We start from the raw sequence: 17,191 nt of genomic DNA on the forward strand, positions 1-17,191 counted from the left end.
TGCGGTAGAAAGCGTTTGCAAGAGTCTGGAGGTGGCAAACTTAGACCTCAATGGCATGGCGTTGACATTTAATTAATTGAGTCGTTTTACTGAATCAAATTTTTTAATACATAATTCAAATCGACATCTTCCGTCAGCATTTTCGGCGTCCACGGAATGTGAATATCTGGAGCATAGCCAATATTGTCGACACCTTTTCCCTGATCAATGGCAGTCGTTCGAGTCGTGGGGTACCAAAACTCAAACGTGGGAAATACTTCGGCCGCTTCGTTAGCATAGTCGATAACGCCTGCTGAGTTGCGGCCAATAATTGTGACTTTAGGGGATGCGCAGGTAATATGAATGAAATTATCACCGGAGCTACCGCACTTGCGGTCACAGAGGACATAAACGTGAGTTGGTTTAGCATGTCCAGAAATAACTGTGTCCTCATCATCAAAACTATCTGAGAAGTGGGCTAGCCCAGCATGCTCGTGCCTTTTAAGGTCATTCAAAATGGTATTCAAATAGGTTTGCGTACTCTGGTCATCTTCGCTGGCAAACTCGTTAAAGATTCGACGCCGATTGCGTAAATTTGTTGGCGTATAGTTGGTTTCTTGGACAATATCTGGGTCGATATTATTAAAGATAGTGTTTAACGTTGTTGAATTGGGAAACAGCCAGTTCAACAAGGGATAGTAAACGTTATCTGAGCCACCACCGTTTATACGCACATCAATAATTAAATTGTCTAGTTGAGACAGTTTTTCGGCATATTCCTCTAATAGATGATTCATTGGAATCGCGCTGGCAAAGTCTTCTAATGTCATGAGACCAGTTGTTGAAGAAAGCTGTTCATAGTCATGCCGAATTTGTGGATCGTCCCGCTTGCTAAGCTTGATGGGCAGAGTTCTTCCGTTGGCTAACGTCACGGCGTGTGCTTTACGTAAAAGTGGCGACCATTCTTGGTGTTCAATATCTGCGGCCAGTCTCGTTTTATAGAGCTGTGCCATTGCTTCGATTGAATGATCATCAATGGCGACGATTTGCGAGCCTACTGGTATTTTCTTATCGTAGGTTTTAGTTACGTACAATGTGTTTTGATACCGTTGGGTAAAAAATGGCATCCGTAGTTCCGTGTGATTTGGACGGTACAGAAAACAATGTTGGTCCTTAAAATCAGCGAGGTAATCCTCGATGATGTCGCTCAATTGATCAGTGTTAAGTGAAGTAGTCACTTGTTGTCGAAAAGCGTCCGGATGGTCCCACGTTGCCTTGTCTTTAAAACCGGCGTAGTCGTGATGCATGACGTGAACAATACGGTCAAAAATTTCTAAGTTAGTCATTTTAGTTACCTCCGTTTGAGATTAAAGCTAGTGTAGGCAAACGAAGGAACGTGATGTTCTGTCATACGTCTTGTATACTGGACATATGGAACAAACAATGTTTGGAATTACGTGTCGACAAATTCGGCGCAACAAAGGACTAACGCAAAAAGAAATTTACCTTGGTGTAATGTCGCGATCTTATTACGCGGCGTTTGAGCACGGTGATTACAGTATTTCTGCAGAAAAATTGATTGCAGTAGTGGCTAATTTGCGAATGACAATGGCGGAATTTATGTTTATTTATCGTGGTTATCAAGCAAGCGAGCCAGATCAATTACATCATCACATTCAGGAACTGTACAATCATTGGCAACTTGATGAGCTGATGGCGATTTACGAGCAGTATCGTCACAGTGATGATCAATTGCAACGGTTCAACGCGATTTTGGCATATGCACTGGTGTACATCACCAGCAATCATTCGCTAAAAATGAGTACGACACCCATTGATGAGTTGTGGGCCTATTTCATGAATTTGAAGTCGTGGACGTTAACGGATGCCAAAACAGCGGACATTCTGTTGTCATTATTTCGCGTTAAGTCGCCACAACACGAACAGTATCTTTTCAGCAAGATTGTGAACACCTACCATCGTTTTGAAGAGTTGTACGACCAGGAAAATAATCTGGCAAGTGGCCTGGCAAACGCCTATTTAGATTGGCTTCAAACGTTATTACTCGAACATCGATATTCACTGGCTCATGAAGTGGTTGATCAAATGTGGACAGAATCACTGTTTGATCAAAACATGGAGGCGACGGTATTACGAAGATTGGCGCGGATTTTAGTTGATTTATATGATGACTATCCACAGGCCAAACGTGACGGGGATGAGTTGATAAACTGGTTAAGTAATTTACATTATGGTCAGACAAACACACTAACCGCAATATTTGAGGTTCATAAACTGCGAGGCCAAACGCATTATGAACGGTATAAAATGCCGAAGCAGTCTCAGTAAATCGTAGTTACATTCAGGTGCGTACTTTTCATTCAGCGACAGACTGCTACACTAGAATCTGTGGCCGATTAATGTGGTCACCGTTTGAACATGTAATCGTCAGTGACTATGAGAAATCTGACATTCGATGCCAGAGAATTATGATAAAGTTGATGTGAAAAATAGCTTAGGGGGAGACACAAACTATGCAATATCGTACGTTAGGTAAAACTGGCTTTAAAGTCAGCGAAGTTTCGTTAGGAACCTGGCAACTTGGCGGTAAATGGGGCGATCCGTTTAGCGAAAAAGATGCTTTGGACACGTTGGAAGCCGCTTATGACGCCGGCGTTAACTTCTTTGACACCGCTGATATTTATCAGGATGGTGCCAGCGAAAAGGCCATCGGTAAGTTTTTGAAGGGCAAAGAAGACAAGGTTCACGTGTCGACAAAAATTGGTCGCAAACTCGATCCGCATGTTGCTGAAGGATATACCAAAGAAAACATCGACAAGTTTGTGGATGAATGTTTGACGAACATGGGTGTCGATAGTTTGGACAACGTTCTGTTACATTGCCCACCAACTGCCGTTTACTACAATCCAGAAGTCTGGTTCGAACTGGATAACCTGAAAAAAGCAGGCAAGATCCAGAACTACGGCGTGAGTGTTGAAAAGGTTGAAGAAGCCATTAAAGCACTGAGCTACAACATTTCAACTGTTGAAATCATCTTCAACATGTTCCGTTTGCGTCCAGCAGATTTATTCTTCAAACTGGCTAAGGAACAAAATGTCGGTATCTTGGCGCGTGTACCACTGGCTTCCGGCTTGTTATCTGGCAAGTACACGGCCGACACTAAGTTTGGTAAGAACGACCACCGCTCATACAACCGTGACGGTTCCGCCTTTGATAAGGGTGAAACATTCTCCGGCGTGGACTACATGACTGGTGTGAAGGCTGCCGATGAATTGAAAGAACGGTTGGGTTCAGACAACTTGGCCCAAACGGCATTGCGGTGGATCTTGATGTTCGATGCTGTTTCCACGGTTATCCCTGGTGCATCTAATCCACAGCAAATTGACCGCAACGTGAGCGCCGCTGATGCTCCAGCATTGACGCACGACCAGATGCTCATCGTCAACGATGTTTACAACAAGTACATTAAGAATCCAGTTGAGTATTTGTGGTAAAAGAGGAGAGCGTGAACAGACCCGTTTTGGTCTCGAGCAATAAGAAGTAAGATGAATTATTCGGTGGTTTTCCGAATAGTTCGGCTTACAGCTTATGCACAGAGGCCAGGGTCTGTGAACGCGTTTGCATTGTAATAGTAAAATTGAGTTTGAAATAGCTAGAAAACCTCACCAACTTCGAAAATTGGCGAGGTTTTCTTTATGTCTAAATTGTCTGTGAATCGTCTACGGATTGGTTCGTATTTGAATTGTCTGAAATTTGGTTCTTCATCAAGTTTTGCTCAGCAATTCGCATTGCGAACCGGATGCCGCGGTCGATAGTCTTGTACGAAAACTTGCGAACGGCGATGACGACGGCTCGATCACCCCAAGATAACTGATAGCGTGTTTTTGGATTAACGGTCGTAGCCGCTTTGAACATCAGGTGGGCGATATCATCCGCTGTGGCGCTGAAGTTCATGCTGGCGTTAGCGTAAATTTCAACCATCTGACGGTAAGGAGACTCTTTTGGTGTTGCTTCCAACATATGATCTGCAGCAACCTGTTGCCAGTTTGTTTTCGTGCCACCTGGTTCGATGATGATGACGTCAATGCCGAAGTCCTTAACTTCCAAACGAAGGGAGTCGCTCAAGGCCTCCAAAGCGTGTTTGGAAGCGTAGTACCAGCCACCAAGTGGTGAGTACATTTGGCCACCGATAGAAGAATTGTTCAAAATTTTGCCGGCATGTTGGGCACGCATTGTTGGTAAGACGAGTTGAATCAAATCAGCGGCGCCGAAGACATTTACGTCGAATTGACGTTTGGCCTCAGCTTGGTCGACGTCTTCAACGGCGCCCATGGAACCATAACCGGCGTTGTTGATCAGCACGTCAATGCGGCCTTCGTTTTCCAATGCGGCATCGACAAACGCCTTGTTGGAGTCGTGGTCTGTAACATCCAATTTCATGGTGTGAATGCCTTGCTGTTCCAGCTCAGTCATCGGTTCCATGTGACGGGCGCCAGCGTAAACCGTGTAGCCAGCGTTATTGAATTGAATGGCAGCGGCCTTGCCCATGCCTGATGAAGCACCAGTAATTAAAGCAACAGATTTAGTCATAATGAAGTTCTCCTTTTTGATGTTCAAACGAACAGCAGTGATGGTGTCAGCGTTAATTTCGTTTGAAGAATGATTGTTCTTTTTAGATTTAAAATAAAAACTCATTTGCGATGAGCATGTGACCAATATAAAAGAATGAACGTTCTTTGTCAACAATAAAATCAAAATAAATAATAAATTGACAAGGAACGACCATTCTTTTATAATGTAATGCATGCGAACAAAGAATGAACAACGGCCACAGGAAATTATTGATGTCGTGGCGCACATGGTGATTGAGGAAGGCATTTCCAGCATCGCCATGGGGAAGGTGGCCAAGCGCACCGGCATCTCACAATCGAATATTTATTTGTACTTTAAGAACAAGGATGATTTACTCAAACAGGTATTCTTGGCGCAGAAAACCAAAATGAGCGATTATATGCGCAATCATTTCAGCGAACAGCCAGGGGCAATTGATAATATGAAGTTATATGCACGGATCGTTTATCAATTTGCCATTGAAAATCCTGTTGCGATGGATGTCATCACACAATACGAGAACTCCCCAATTTTTGCCCAAATCGATATTTCAGCGGAAGAATCCAAGATGGACTTTGACCGGGTGACAGTGTTAGTCAAGCAAGGGATAGCTGATGGTATTGTGCGGGATACTGATCCATATGTACTGATGGCCATTGCGTTTGATACGCTGGTTCGTTACGCCAAGTCGGTTCGTGACAAGATTGTCGATCCGATTCAAGTTCCATTGGAAACAATTTTAGATATTCTGGAAGCGGCATGGTTGGCACCAAAAGAATAGGTAAACGAAAGGCAATCGTGGATTAATTCTACGATTGCCTTCTTTTATAGCTTATTTAGTTTCGTCATTGTTATCATGCCGGCGTTTAGCCTCATTTTTCAGCATTTCATACTGTGCCGACATGTTGTCGTAAATTTGCTTGGCGTTATCCAAATTCTTCTTAGTGACGTTCAAACGGCCAGCCAACTCTGCATTCGAGTAACCGGATAACCGTTGTTGGGTGTGGACGGTCATTTTGTAGGCGTGAGAGACAGCGCCGTAACTGACACGACCTAGCTCAACGATTTCAGTGCCGACACCCTTGAAACTTGGTTGCGTGCTAAATCGGTCGATGCTGGTGACAGCGTGTTGGCTGACATGAGTGTTCCAATAAGTAATCAGTGGGCCAGTAAAGAAGGCGACGATAATCGTTGCGATGCCGACTGGACCGCCAGCCAAAAGCGCTGCGAGCATGAAGAGAACATCTTGAACGATCCGGACGATGCGGTATTGAATGTGCAAACGGTCCGACGCAATTGGTGCAATCGCATCATATGGGGCCACCCCAAGGTCGGCAGTCATGTATAGAGAAGCACCTAACGTAAATAGCAACAGGCCAATAATGGCATCCGCCAAAATCGTAAACAGGTTAACAGTCGACGGTAAAATCGATTTATAGATGGCGGAGAACCACTGAATTTCATAACCGACCAGTACCATGTTCAGCACGGTCCCAATCCCGATTTTCTTGCGGTCAAGTAAAACGATGAAAACGAAAATGACCACGTTAGCAGCCAATTGATATGTACCTAAACTGAGGCCAAATTTGTTCGCCATGCCGGTGTTTAAAGCGGTGAAGGGGTCCAAACCGACTTGGCCTTCGCGCAAGAAGGTGGTTCCGAGCGATAAGATGGCAATGCCGAAGAACGACATCAGTGTTTTTAAGGTCACACTGATGACCTTGTTGGGTTGAGGCTGATCCTTAGTTGATTCGATGTTTGTCATAGAGACCTCCTAGGACGTTAATTACTTAAATTATCGTCTAACATACAAAAAGTTATCGTTAATTTCAAGGGTTAGTGCTTCATTGGTCTATTAGAAGACTAAGATGGAAAGCGATGAACGACTGGTCTTATAGCCATTTGCGACCATATTGGTTCGTGGATTAAGTTAACGTTAAAAAGTCGCACTTACACGGCGAAGTCCACGTGATGGGGTGCTATCGAATCGGCAGACGTGTAAACTAGTTAGTAATGAATTTACTGAAAGGAGGACGAATCGTGGCAGAGGTTAATGAAGAAAATGATCCGAATCGCACAGATGTTGGCGACTTCTTGAAAGTGTTTGCCTGCACCGCAGTGATGTTACAAACGGTCCTCGGATTCGCCCTCGACGTTGGCCCAAGTACTGCTCAGCAATCTTGGATTATCGGCTGGTACAATGCCGTTAAGTTCACCGCCCCTGCCTTCATTTTCGGAATCCTCTACACAACGGTTCGAACGACCTCACTGCGAACTTTGCATGGCGATTATCTGCCCTATCTGCAGACGCAGTGGACAGCCTTGTTTACGCCAACCATTTGGTGGACGTTGGCTTATCTAGTCTTAATGCCGAGTCTGCAACAACGGGAACGCTTCGACGGTCTAGTGAGTTTCAATTGGCAGTTTGTGAACGGTAACGCGGCGCCACACCTGTGGTACAACACGATGATGTTGCAATTCATTATCTTAATGCCACTGTTTGTCGGCTTAACGCGATGGCTGACCGGTCATTCAGGGCGAGGCGTAGCGGTTAGTTTGATCACCCTAGTTGGTTACGTTTGGTGGGTCGCCATTTACGATGTGGAAGTCTTCAATGGTCCGCGTGCAAATGACTGGTACCTGCTGGATCGCGTGTTTATTAGCTTTATCTTGTACGCTATTGCCGGGATTCTGCTCTGGGTGTTCCGCGACCAGCTGATACCGCTGCTGACCCGTTGGTGGTGGATCGCCGCCGTTACTCTGATTTGGTCTTGGTGGCGCAACAATGTTGAGTTGAAAAGTTTCAATGTCGGACTGACATTTGCTAATGCGCCTTATTTAAAACCGGCCGGAGTAGTTTACGCGCTGAGTGCAATTGTCCTCATTATTGCGCTGGCGTTGTGGCTGATTAAACGGCAATCTCAGTTGTTGCCCACAGTTCATTTTCTCGCCGTCTATGCATACCGCGCCTTTCTGGGCAACGTTTTCTGGATGAACCTATTGTGGCAAGGTGAACGACTATTCGGCTGGCAGAGCAACAATGCACTGGGCGCTCGCGTCGCCGTGACGTATGTGCTCGGATGGGCGATTGCGTTTGGCTTCGCGATTGAAGGTCACCGGCTGGAAACGTGGATTAAAGCGGGTGCCGAACGGATTTACCTGAAAGTCGAACAATCTAAAGCTTGAGTGAACGTAAAAAACCTTCGCAGATGAAATTCTGTGAAGGTTTTATTTGTCTCTATTTAGTCGGGTCAAACGCCCAGTAGCGTCCAGTCCGTGTTAACAATTTGTCGGCTTGTTCCGGTCCCATGCTGCCTAATAGGTACTGGTGAATAATCGGTGAGGTCTTTTGCCAACCTGCCCGGAGCGCATCGATAAACTGCCAGGCAACGGCGATTTCGCGCCACTGCGGGAAGTTTTCCGTATTGCCATCGATAATGTCACTCAGCAGCGATTCGTAGGCTTCTGGAGTCTCGAATCCAGTTGCTGGTTGCGTGTTAGCAAGAATTGCATTGGTCGAGCCAAATGTTTCTTCATCGCTGTCCCGCGTGTTGAGTTGCATCGACAATCCTTCATCGGGATCAATGAGGATCGTCAAGATGTTTGGCGCCAAGTGGTCAATCACTTGATGATGTTCCTCAAATAGTTTGAGCTGTGGCGCTTTGAACACCACGTCAATCCGTGTCGTTTTTGTTGCCAAACGTTTGCCTGTCCGGAAGTAGAAGGGCACGCCATCCCAACGGTAGCTGTTGAAGTTCAGTTCCCCAGCGACAAACGTTTCCGTTCGTGAAGTCTTGGGGATGCGCTCCTCGTCGAGATAGGCGGGCTCCTGCTGGTTGCCAAGATACTGACCCAGCACAAATTGCTGATTAATTAGCTGCAGGTCCGGCGTCTTCAACATGCGTAACGCGGCTACCTTGGCCTCCGTCACGTCCCCTTGTCGAAGCGAGATGGGCTGATCCATCGCTAACAAACTAATCAGTTGGAAAATATGATTCTGCACCATATCGCGGGTTGCCCCCATCTGATCATAGTAACCGGCTCGGTTTTCAAGCCCGACCGTTTCACTCAGCGTTACCTGAACGTTGTCGATGAAGTGGCTGTTCCAGATGCCTTCTGTTAGACCGTTGCCAAACCGCGTCAACATAATGTTCTGCACCATTCGTTTCTCGAGGTAGTGGTCAATCCGGAAAATCTGGTCCTCGTGGAAGAGATGATTCAATTGTTCATTTAACGCCTTGGCACTGGGATAGTCCTGACCAAACGGTTTTTCGATAACAACGCGTTTATATCCAGGACGGGCCAGAAAACCACTATCTGGCAGGCTGGCGATAATCGGGCTAAATAAGCGCGGCGCAACGGCAAAGTAAAAGATGCGATTGCCACCGAGATCAAATTTCTTGTCGATCTCGTGTGACTTGGTAGCTGCTGCCGTATAATCGGTAGCTTTTGTCACATCCATTGTTTGATAGAAGATATGCTGTAAAAACCCGGGGATGTCTGGTTTCGTTGATCGCCGCAAAAAAGGCCGAATGAACTCCCGATAATCATCGTCCGTAAAATTCCGATTCGACAGAATCAGTACCGCAAAGTTCGCGAGTTTCCCAGTATCGAATAGCCCCAGCAACGACGGCATCAACATCCGCGTCGTCAGGTCACCCGTCCCGCCAAAAATCACTAATTGTACGTTTGAAGTTGCCATGTCCGCACTTCCTCCACGCGTTTTGTGCTAAATCTAGCATGAAATAAATACGAGGGAGCAATTCAGTATTTGAAAATGGAGATTGCGTCATGGCCAGGCCAACAGTATTCATTCAGTGATTTTACGAACATACGATTAGGCCAAACATAAAATTTAGTTCTCATCGGAAACATACTGATGAACAGCAGGCAAGTGTGTAACAAGATTTGACAATTCACGATTAAATTGTTGATTGTGCCCAGAGTTAGCATGTAATTCGATAGAGGATTCGCTATCCCAGGCTTCGATCATTTGAAGCTCATACTGGTTTTCAACATCCTGGAACAAACTAAATGATATATTGCCTCGGTCTTTTCTAGCGTGGTCAATTTCAACTAAGGCAGCCTTTTTAAACTGTGTTAACAATTCTTGATCATGTTTGATATGAAATTCGCAGTTAATGATTTGCATAATGGTGTCCTTTCTTGAATAAAACATGTAATGTAAATGTGGATTAAAGTACATTTTCCACAATTGAAAAGTGATATTGTTAGTGGAAAAGTTGGAGGCCTTGTTTTGGAAAAAATTATTCTGGATTGTGACCCTGGTCATGATGATGCAATCGCAATGATGATCGCAGTAGCAAACCCCAATATTGAGTTGTTGGCCGTTACGACCTCTGCGGGTAACCAAATGCCAGGGCGGACATTGACCAACGCTATGTCGTTGCTGACTTTGATGAAACGTCAAGATATTCCGGTAGCATCGGGTGATAAAAAGCCTTTGATGCGTGACTTGATCACTGGTGTTAGCATGCATGGTGTTACTGGTTTGGATGGTGCAGATTTGCCGCATCCAGATTTTTTTGCACAAAATGTACCGGCAACGGAACTAATCGCGAGGGTTTTACAAGAGCAGGATGATCCAGTAACAATTGTGGTTACTGGGCCATGCACCAATATCGCACTATTTTTATCCGTCCATCCTGAGTTGGTCAATTCAATTAAACAAATCGTCATTATGGGTGGCGGTATGGGTCTCGGAAACTGGGAGCCTACTACAGAATTTAATATTCTGGTGGACCCTGAGGCCGCAAAAATCGTATTTGATTCTGGTGTGCCGATTGTTTTAGCACCCTTGAATGTTGCTTTTGAAGCGCAACTACTCGATGAAGATGTCAAAAAAATTAACAAGATTACAAACCCAGTTGGTGAAGCAGTTTCTGGATTAGTTGCTTATTACGGCATTGCTTTTGGTCAGGATCGTTGGGGATTTAAGGGGTTGCCACTATACGATCCATGCACTATTGCGTGGCTGATTGATCCAGATATGTTTGAAGGTCGTGTCTGCAACGTTGAAATTGAGACTAAGGGAGAGTTAACGTCCGGTGAGACAATTATTGATTACTACAATATGACGCACCGTAAAAAGAACGCTAACGTACTTTTTCATATAAACAGGGAGAAGTTTGCTCATTTAGTTATTTCTAGCTTGGAGTCGTTTGATAATTAAAGAATAACCGTTCAAATGCCTAAAAATAGGCTCTTGAACGGTTATTTTTATAACGTCACGATGACCTTTCCATCAGGATTTCCGTTTGAAACGAGGTTTTGCCCGTTTCGAATACCTAAAAGAGTGAAAGACTCCATCTTGCCGATGCTGACGTGAAGCTGATTATTTCTAATCATTAAAGATATGGCGGCAAAGGCGTCGCTGTCTAAATAATCTTTCTTGGGAATCATTTGGCGGTATGAAGCATCTGGTTTTTGCGTTGTATCGTTGGGAAGTGTTGTTAAGGATACATAGATTCCCCTCGGTTTAACGATAGGGACACCAGCTTTGGCACCAGTTCCACCGTTTGTGGCATCAACAACAATGTCAGCTACGGAGTTGAACTTTTGTCCGACATGCTCAGTATCGTAGGCACCAAATTCATTTGCTCCGAGTTTTAGCACTGTTTCTTTTGCTGTATTGACATCTGTACCGATGACGTATAGTCCTAGTGCTTTGGCCATTTGAACAATCATTGATCCGACGCCACCTGCTGCACCTAGAACTACGATTGTTTGACCTGGACGCACTTGAGCGATATGAACGAGAACGTTGTATGCAGTGATTCCTGAAAGGGGGAGTCCTGCTGCTTCGTTTCGATCATACTCAGCAGGTCGTAGACCGATGTTAGCACTTGAAACTTTGAAATATTCAGCGTAGGTGCCTGTACCAGCATGTGCAATGATTTCATCGCCAATGTGATAATCAGAAACATTATTACCAACAGCAGTAATGCGTCCGACCGCGTCTGTCCCTAAAATTGTTGGGAATAGAAGAGTAACGGAATTTTTGAATCGTCCGCTTCGTACAGCTACGTCAAATGCATTGATTGCAAAAGCTTCGTTTTTTACTAATACTTCATTGGCCGAAATCGTGGGCATTGGCATTTCCAATTCTTCCATGACGTTGGCATCGCCGTATTGATTGAAGCCGAATGCTTTCATCTTTGATAACCTCCTTGGCAAAGGAATCTACTATTTTTATGACTGCTTTAAGGCAGACAATGCCTTATATGCCAAATCGTGATCGCCCTCATCAGTTAAGCCAGAGACGATTAATGTGCCTACAATACCAGTGCCTTGAACGCAGATTGGAAAACCACCACCAACGATTGCGTAATCCTTGGGGCTAAGTCCGTTTGACTGGTAGTAATTATCTGGATTATCAGCATAGATTGCCTTTTCTAGTAGCGAACTATGCTCGTAAGCATTCACAACATTGGCTTTTTTCTCAATCCAAATATTGTTTTCATTGGTTGTGCTCGTGCCGGCATGGAAATAAACTTCACGGTCATTCTTTGTAATTAGAATGCATACGCGTTGAAAATCATCTCCACCAATGGTTTTTAATTTTTCAACTAATCGATCAACATCTTTTAAACCGAAGTGATCTAATGTTGCGGCATCTTCCTGTTTAAGAATCTCATCAATTGATAACATACTGACCTCCTAATCTAATGAAAAGTTCGTGTCCACCTTTTGTGGGAGACCTGTTTCTAAGGACTTCTGAGCTGCAATGGCCGCACGTTGCGCCATGATGACATCTTGTCCGGAGGCAACGACGGGTTCATCGTTTAGAATTGAATTAACAAATGCCTTCATTTCGTTAATGTAAGCATTACGATAGCGTTGAACAAACATCGGTAGAGGCTTTTTCATAATCTTGCTTTTATCAGTGTACAGTTCGACAGTGCTTTCACTAACGTTTTCTGCTTTTAACATTCCTTCAGATCCGAATACTTCAACACGTTGATCATAACCGTAGACGGCACGACGACTATTATCAATAACGCCGTATGCGCCGTTTTCAAACTGCAAAACGAGCGCTAATGTGTCAATATCGTTGATATCCTTGAGTGTGGGATCGATTAAGGTGCCACCCTTTGCGTAAACTTCGGCAATGTTGCTGTTCATCATGTATCGAGCCATGTCAAAGTCATGCATGGTGAAATCAAATAAAAGTCCGCCGATTCGCTGAATGAGATCATGAGGTAATAAGTCAGGGTCCCGCGAAGTTATTTTAACGACTTGTGGTGTTCCGATTTCTCCTTGTCGAACATTTTCAAAAATATTGCGGAACTGAGGATCCATTCGACGGTTAAAACCCATTTGCAACTTAACGTGGTTTTTTTTGACGGCTCGAAGAACGTTAACGCTGGCTTCTTCAACGGTGTTCATGCTCAGTGGCTTTTCGCAGAAAATATTTTTACCTGCGTTTGCTGCGGCCGTCACAATTTCTTCGTGAGTATCCGTAGAAGTAAAGACAAAAACGGTGTCAATATCGGGATTGTTCAAAATGTCGTGATAGTCGCGAGTTTGATTTGTAATCCCAAGATCGTTTAATTCAGTTGAGATCTTTTCGATAAAAACATCTGCAACCTGAACAATATGAATTTCAGGAATCGTCATTAGATTGTGTAAGTGCATTTGACCTGCACGACCAAGACCGATAATACCGACGTTAATACGTTTCATACTCATAATTTAAAACCATCCTTTATGCATTATTATTTTGATTCGGGATTAACTCCTGAATCATCGCCATATTTAAATTCCAGTTGGATTTGTTCGAGAGATTTGCCCCGTGTTTCTGGAGCAAATTTGTAAGCGAAGATGAACGATAGAATGTTGCAACCAACGAAGACTACAAAGGTGAGAGATAATCCAATGGCTGACATCAATATTGGGAAAAAGAACCCAACTAAAAAGTTTGAGAACCAAAGGAAGAATGTTGATACGCCCATGCCGAGACCACGCAAATTTTGAGGAAAGATTTCTGAAAGCAACAACCAAGTTGTGGGCGAAATGCATCCTTGGAAAAAACCGAGAAACGACATGGTCAAAAGAATTACAAAGAAGGGCAGCAGTGACGAATGACTAAGCGTAGCCGATACAATCGCGATTAAGACCAGTGAAATGCTGGTTCCTGTGATTCCTGTTAAAAGCATTCGTCGTCGATTGACTCGATTCATCATGCGCATGCCAATGTAGGTAGCTACTACTGAGACCAACCCATTGGAGATGTTGGCGATTAGTGCGGCACTATGACCAAAACCGGCTTTCATGAGAATTGTCGTTCCATAGTACATCATGATGTTGATTCCAATAATCTGTTGCATAACACCTAGACCGATGCCGATTAGGACTAAACGACGAATCCATGGTTTACCCAAGTCGCGAAAACGAGCTTGAGCAGTTTCTTTTTCCTGCGCCAAGGTATCCTTGATTTGTTGTATTTCTCTTTCGGAGCTGGCCTTGTCCGGTCGAATTTCGGTTAACGTGGACAATGCTTCTTTTGTTCGGCCTTGCATAGTTAACCAGCGGGGCGATTCAGGTACAGTTAGCATGCCGAAGAAAAGTAATACGGCCGGCACCATGCCAAAAGCAATCATATAACGCCAGATGTTGGAAACATTCGTAAAAATAGAACCTAACGCTGCATTGACGATGAAGGCGAGCAATTGACCACCAGTTATCATTAGTTCGTTCTGTGTAACCAATCGTCCACGAATGGCAGGTGTCGACATTTCTGATAAAAATGTCGGAACGATGACGGATGCCCCACCGACGGCCAATCCTAACAAGAAGCGAAAAATGATAAGAATAAGAGCATTAGGTGCGATGGAACAGATAGCAGTTGCTGCAAAGAAAACGAATGAGAGGTAAAGAAGAACCCGCTTTCTACCGAATTTATCTGCTAGACGCCCTGCCGCAATAGCGCCGATAGCGGCACCTAATGTAATACCGCTCGTGACTAAACCTTCGTCAGTTGGCGTTAAATTTAGTTCCTTAGGTGACGACATATACGAAAGTGCACCATTAATGACTCCGGTATCGACTCCAAACAAAAGTCCACCGAGAGTTGATATGATGGCGATACGGCGTAGGTTTTTGGAAGCTTTTGTGTTAATTGACATTTTTGACTGCACATCTGAAGCTTCAGGACCAGTTGAATCATCGTTCAAAATAGCCACCTCCAGAAAAAAAGTAAATGTGTAGACGATTCAGCTATTGAATCGTCATTTTTTTTGAGCAAATTATGATATGAAATCGACATCTTTGTGCAAGCCGTAACGCTGCAATGGCCTTAACAAGGACATCATCTTCACAAAGTGATTGTGCGCACAAGAAGATAATTTAACTTCGGCTTGAATTATTTCACGAGTGCTTGTGATTGTCAACACATCAAAGTAAAACGCTTTCTTTTTAAGTTTAAAAATAAAATGTGATGTTGACAAAAGCCTTTATCATGCTATTATGGCGTCAGATGAAGCGAACAACTGGGGATACCCAGATGGTGTGAAAATGCCATTTTTATATATATTTTCACAAGCATTTGCTCAGTTGTAAAATGCTTCATATCATAACATGAAAGGAGGTATTCACATGAGCAATGACAAAAAAATCACAATCGGGATTATCGGTATGGGGCGTATTGGAAATGTTCATTTCAAAAATTTAAGGCAGATAGATAATGTCAAAATTGAATCAATTTGCGACATTCTCGCTAAGGATGATTGGGTTGAAAAATATTCAGTGAAAAAAATCGTCAAGGATTATCACGAAGTGTTAGATGATTCTGATATTCAAGCGGTCTTGATCTGTACGCCTACAGATTTACATCCACAAATGACTATTGACGCTGCTAAAGCGGGCAAAGATATTTTTTGCGAAAAGCCAGTCGGGTTTGACAATGCTGAAATTTTAAAAGCATTAGACGCTGTCAAAAAAGCCGGCGTTAAATTCGAAGTCGGATTTAATCGTCGGTTTGATAAAAATTTTGATCGGATAGTCGATTATAGAAAAAATGGCAGTCTTGGAAATGAGCAGATATTAAAAATTACTTCTCGTGATCCGGAACCACCTTCGATGGATTATGTTCGTCATTCTGGCGGTATTTTCATGGACATGACGATTCATGACTTTGACATGGCAAGGTTCATTACTGGCGAAGAAGTTGATCGTGTATTTGTAACTGGCAACGTCATGATTAATGACGAGATTGGCAAGGCTGGAGATATTGACACTGCCATCATTACATTAATGTTCAAGAATGGAATGATGGGTGTAATTGATAATAGTCGACAGGCCGTGTATGGATATGATCAGCGCATTGAATTGTTTGGTTCGAAAGGCATGGCGCACGCCGATAATGTGACAGATTCGACGACGACCTATTCCTCAAAGGATAACGTTGCGGGAGATAAACCAATGTTCTTCTTTTTACAGCGTTACATGGATGCATATAAAAGAGAACTTGAATCATTCTTTGGTGCAGTTCGCGGAGAACACGAAGTCCAGTGCACATTTGAAGATGGTATTCGTGCGATTCGATTAGCTCAAGCAGCAAAGAAGTCATTAGATACAGGCGCAGTTGTTTCAGTTCAAGACATATAAAACGGAGGCAATAGTTATGGCATCAGATGTTAAAAACGACATTAAATGGGGTATTGCTCCAATTGGTTGGCGGAATGATGATATTCCATCAATTGGTAAAGAAAATAATCTTCAGCAATTATTAAGCGACATTGTTGTCGCAGGGTTTGATGGCACCGAAGTGGGTGGTTTCTTCCCAGCACCAGAAAAGTTGAACTACGAACTTAAATTACGCAATCTACACATTGCCGGTCAGTGGTTCAGTAGTTATATCATTCGTGACGGTATTGAAAAGGCGAGTGAAGCCTTTGAAAAACACTGTCAATTTTTGAAAGCGGTTAATGCCCCAGTTGCTGTTGTCTCTGAACAAACGTATACGATTCAAAGATCTGATACAGCTAATATTTTCACGGACAAACCACATTTTACAGATAAAGAATGGGATGAAGTTTGCCAAGGGTTAAACCATTACGGTGAAATTGCTGCCAAGTATGGGATTAAGGTTGCCTATCATCACCACATGGGAACTGGCATTCAAACGAAAGAAGAAACGGATCGCTTGATGGCGAACACTGATCCAGACAAGGTCGGTCTGCTTTTCGATACAGGACATATTTATGTTTCTGATGGAGACTACATGAGCCTATTAAACGACCATATTGATCGAGTTGTTCATGTTCATTTCAAGGATGTTCGCAAAAAGCAGGAAGATGATTCACGTGCAAAGGGACTCACTTTCCAGCAAGCCTTTTTGAATGGGATGTTCACCGTGCCTGGTGATGGCGATTTGGATTTCAAACCTGTATTTAAAAAATTGGTTGAAAACAATTATAAGGGTTGGATTGTTGTTGAAGCTGAACAGGATCCTGATAAAGCCAATCCACTGGAAATGGCTCAAATTGCCCGTAAGTACATCGATAATAATTTAATTTCTCAATTCAACTAAAGCAATTAAAGAAAATAAGGAGATTAC

General features: G+C 43.6%; 16 protein-coding genes. 7 read left to right on the forward strand and 9 right to left on the reverse strand.

The window, feature by feature from the left end; translation table 11 throughout:
• Window positions 1–86 precede the first annotated feature (86 nt).
• On the reverse strand, window positions 87–1,325 hold the full coding sequence (locus G400_RS0108655) for a S41 family peptidase (protein WP_017260689.1): 1,239 nt from the start codon (window positions 1,323–1,325) through the stop codon (window positions 87–89).
• An 85-nt stretch (window positions 1,326–1,410) separates the two neighbouring features.
• Between G400_RS0108655 and G400_RS0108660 the strand changes: the two genes are divergently transcribed.
• Both G400_RS0108660 and G400_RS0108665 read left to right on the forward strand, forming a co-directional pair.
• Window positions 1,411–2,328 carry a helix-turn-helix domain-containing protein gene (locus G400_RS0108660; protein WP_081495780.1) on the forward strand — a complete coding sequence of 306 codons (918 nt, stop codon included), beginning with the start codon at window positions 1,411–1,413 and terminating at the stop codon, window positions 2,326–2,328.
• A gap of 185 nt (window positions 2,329–2,513) precedes the next feature.
• Window positions 2,514–3,494 carry an aldo/keto reductase gene (locus G400_RS0108665; protein WP_017260691.1) on the forward strand — a complete coding sequence of 327 codons (981 nt, stop codon included), beginning with the start codon at window positions 2,514–2,516 and terminating at the stop codon, window positions 3,492–3,494.
• 205 nt (window positions 3,495–3,699) lie between these two features.
• Here the strand turns inward: G400_RS0108665 and G400_RS0108670 are convergent, their stop codons facing one another.
• Window positions 3,700–4,590, reverse strand: coding sequence for an oxidoreductase (locus tag G400_RS0108670; RefSeq protein WP_017260692.1), 891 nt, complete (start codon window positions 4,588–4,590; stop codon window positions 3,700–3,702).
• A gap of 214 nt (window positions 4,591–4,804) precedes the next feature.
• On the opposite strand from G400_RS0108670, the gene G400_RS0108675 reads away from it, so the two are divergent.
• The gene (locus G400_RS0108675; protein ID WP_017260693.1) at window positions 4,805–5,392 is read left to right on the forward strand and encodes a TetR/AcrR family transcriptional regulator; all 588 of its coding nucleotides are present in this window, start codon (window positions 4,805–4,807) and stop codon (window positions 5,390–5,392) included.
• A gap of 51 nt (window positions 5,393–5,443) precedes the next feature.
• On the opposite strand, the gene G400_RS0108680 is transcribed toward G400_RS0108675, so the two are convergent.
• The gene (locus tag G400_RS0108680; RefSeq protein WP_017260694.1) at window positions 5,444–6,376 is read right to left on the reverse strand and encodes a YczE/YyaS/YitT family protein; all 933 of its coding nucleotides are present in this window, start codon (window positions 6,374–6,376) and stop codon (window positions 5,444–5,446) included.
• A gap of 275 nt (window positions 6,377–6,651) precedes the next feature.
• On the opposite strand from G400_RS0108680, the gene G400_RS0108685 reads away from it, so the two are divergent.
• Window positions 6,652–7,797, forward strand: a complete 1,146-nt coding sequence (locus G400_RS0108685) for an acyltransferase family protein (RefSeq protein WP_017260695.1) — start codon at window positions 6,652–6,654, stop codon at window positions 7,795–7,797.
• Between the two features lie 52 nt (window positions 7,798–7,849).
• Here the strand turns inward: G400_RS0108685 and zwf are convergent, their stop codons facing one another.
• Entirely contained in the window at window positions 7,850–9,313 is a 1,464-nt protein-coding gene (zwf, locus tag G400_RS0108690) for a glucose-6-phosphate dehydrogenase (protein ID WP_017260696.1), read from the reverse strand.
• 153 nt (window positions 9,314–9,466) lie between these two features.
• Window positions 9,467–9,763, reverse strand: coding sequence for a putative quinol monooxygenase (locus G400_RS14880; RefSeq protein ID WP_017260697.1), 297 nt, complete (start codon window positions 9,761–9,763; stop codon window positions 9,467–9,469).
• Between the two features lie 105 nt (window positions 9,764–9,868).
• Between G400_RS14880 and rihA the strand changes: the two genes are divergently transcribed.
• Entirely contained in the window at window positions 9,869–10,804 is a 936-nt protein-coding gene (gene rihA / locus G400_RS0108700; RefSeq protein WP_017260698.1) for a pyrimidine-specific ribonucleoside hydrolase RihA, read from the forward strand.
• Window positions 10,805–10,851: 47 nt separating this feature from the next.
• Here the strand turns inward: rihA and G400_RS0108705 are convergent, their stop codons facing one another.
• The 4 genes from G400_RS0108705 to G400_RS0108720 are packed head-to-tail and all read right to left on the reverse strand — an operon-like array spanning window position 10,852 to window position 14,759.
• Window positions 10,852–11,787 (reverse strand): NADP-dependent oxidoreductase, encoded by a 936-nt coding sequence (locus tag G400_RS0108705; RefSeq protein WP_017260699.1) that lies wholly within the window; start codon window positions 11,785–11,787, stop codon window positions 10,852–10,854.
• Window positions 11,788–11,823: 36 nt separating this feature from the next.
• Window positions 11,824–12,282: a heme-degrading domain-containing protein gene (locus tag G400_RS0108710; RefSeq protein ID WP_017260700.1), complete on the reverse strand. Its 459-nt coding sequence runs from the start codon at window positions 12,280–12,282 to the stop codon at window positions 11,824–11,826.
• A 9-nt stretch (window positions 12,283–12,291) separates the two neighbouring features.
• Window positions 12,292–13,323, reverse strand: coding sequence for an inositol 2-dehydrogenase (iolG, locus tag G400_RS0108715; RefSeq protein ID WP_017260701.1), 1,032 nt, complete (start codon window positions 13,321–13,323; stop codon window positions 12,292–12,294).
• A 26-nt stretch (window positions 13,324–13,349) separates the two neighbouring features.
• Window positions 13,350–14,759 (reverse strand): sugar porter family MFS transporter, encoded by a 1,410-nt coding sequence (locus G400_RS0108720; protein WP_042655262.1) that lies wholly within the window; start codon window positions 14,757–14,759, stop codon window positions 13,350–13,352.
• A 469-nt stretch (window positions 14,760–15,228) separates the two neighbouring features.
• Between G400_RS0108720 and iolG (G400_RS0108725) the strand changes: the two genes are divergently transcribed.
• On the forward strand, window positions 15,229–16,239 hold the full coding sequence (gene iolG, locus G400_RS0108725) for an inositol 2-dehydrogenase (RefSeq protein ID WP_017260703.1): 1,011 nt from the start codon (window positions 15,229–15,231) through the stop codon (window positions 16,237–16,239).
• Window positions 16,240–16,255: 16 nt separating this feature from the next.
• Window positions 16,256–17,164, forward strand: coding sequence for a myo-inosose-2 dehydratase (gene iolE / locus G400_RS0108730; protein ID WP_017260704.1), 909 nt, complete (start codon window positions 16,256–16,258; stop codon window positions 17,162–17,164).
• The last annotated feature ends 27 nt before the right edge of the window (window positions 17,165–17,191 follow it).

The sequence above is a fragment of the Furfurilactobacillus rossiae DSM 15814 genome (genome assembly GCF_000428925.1).
In the GTDB taxonomy this organism is placed as follows: domain Bacteria; phylum Bacillota; class Bacilli; order Lactobacillales; family Lactobacillaceae; genus Furfurilactobacillus; species Furfurilactobacillus rossiae.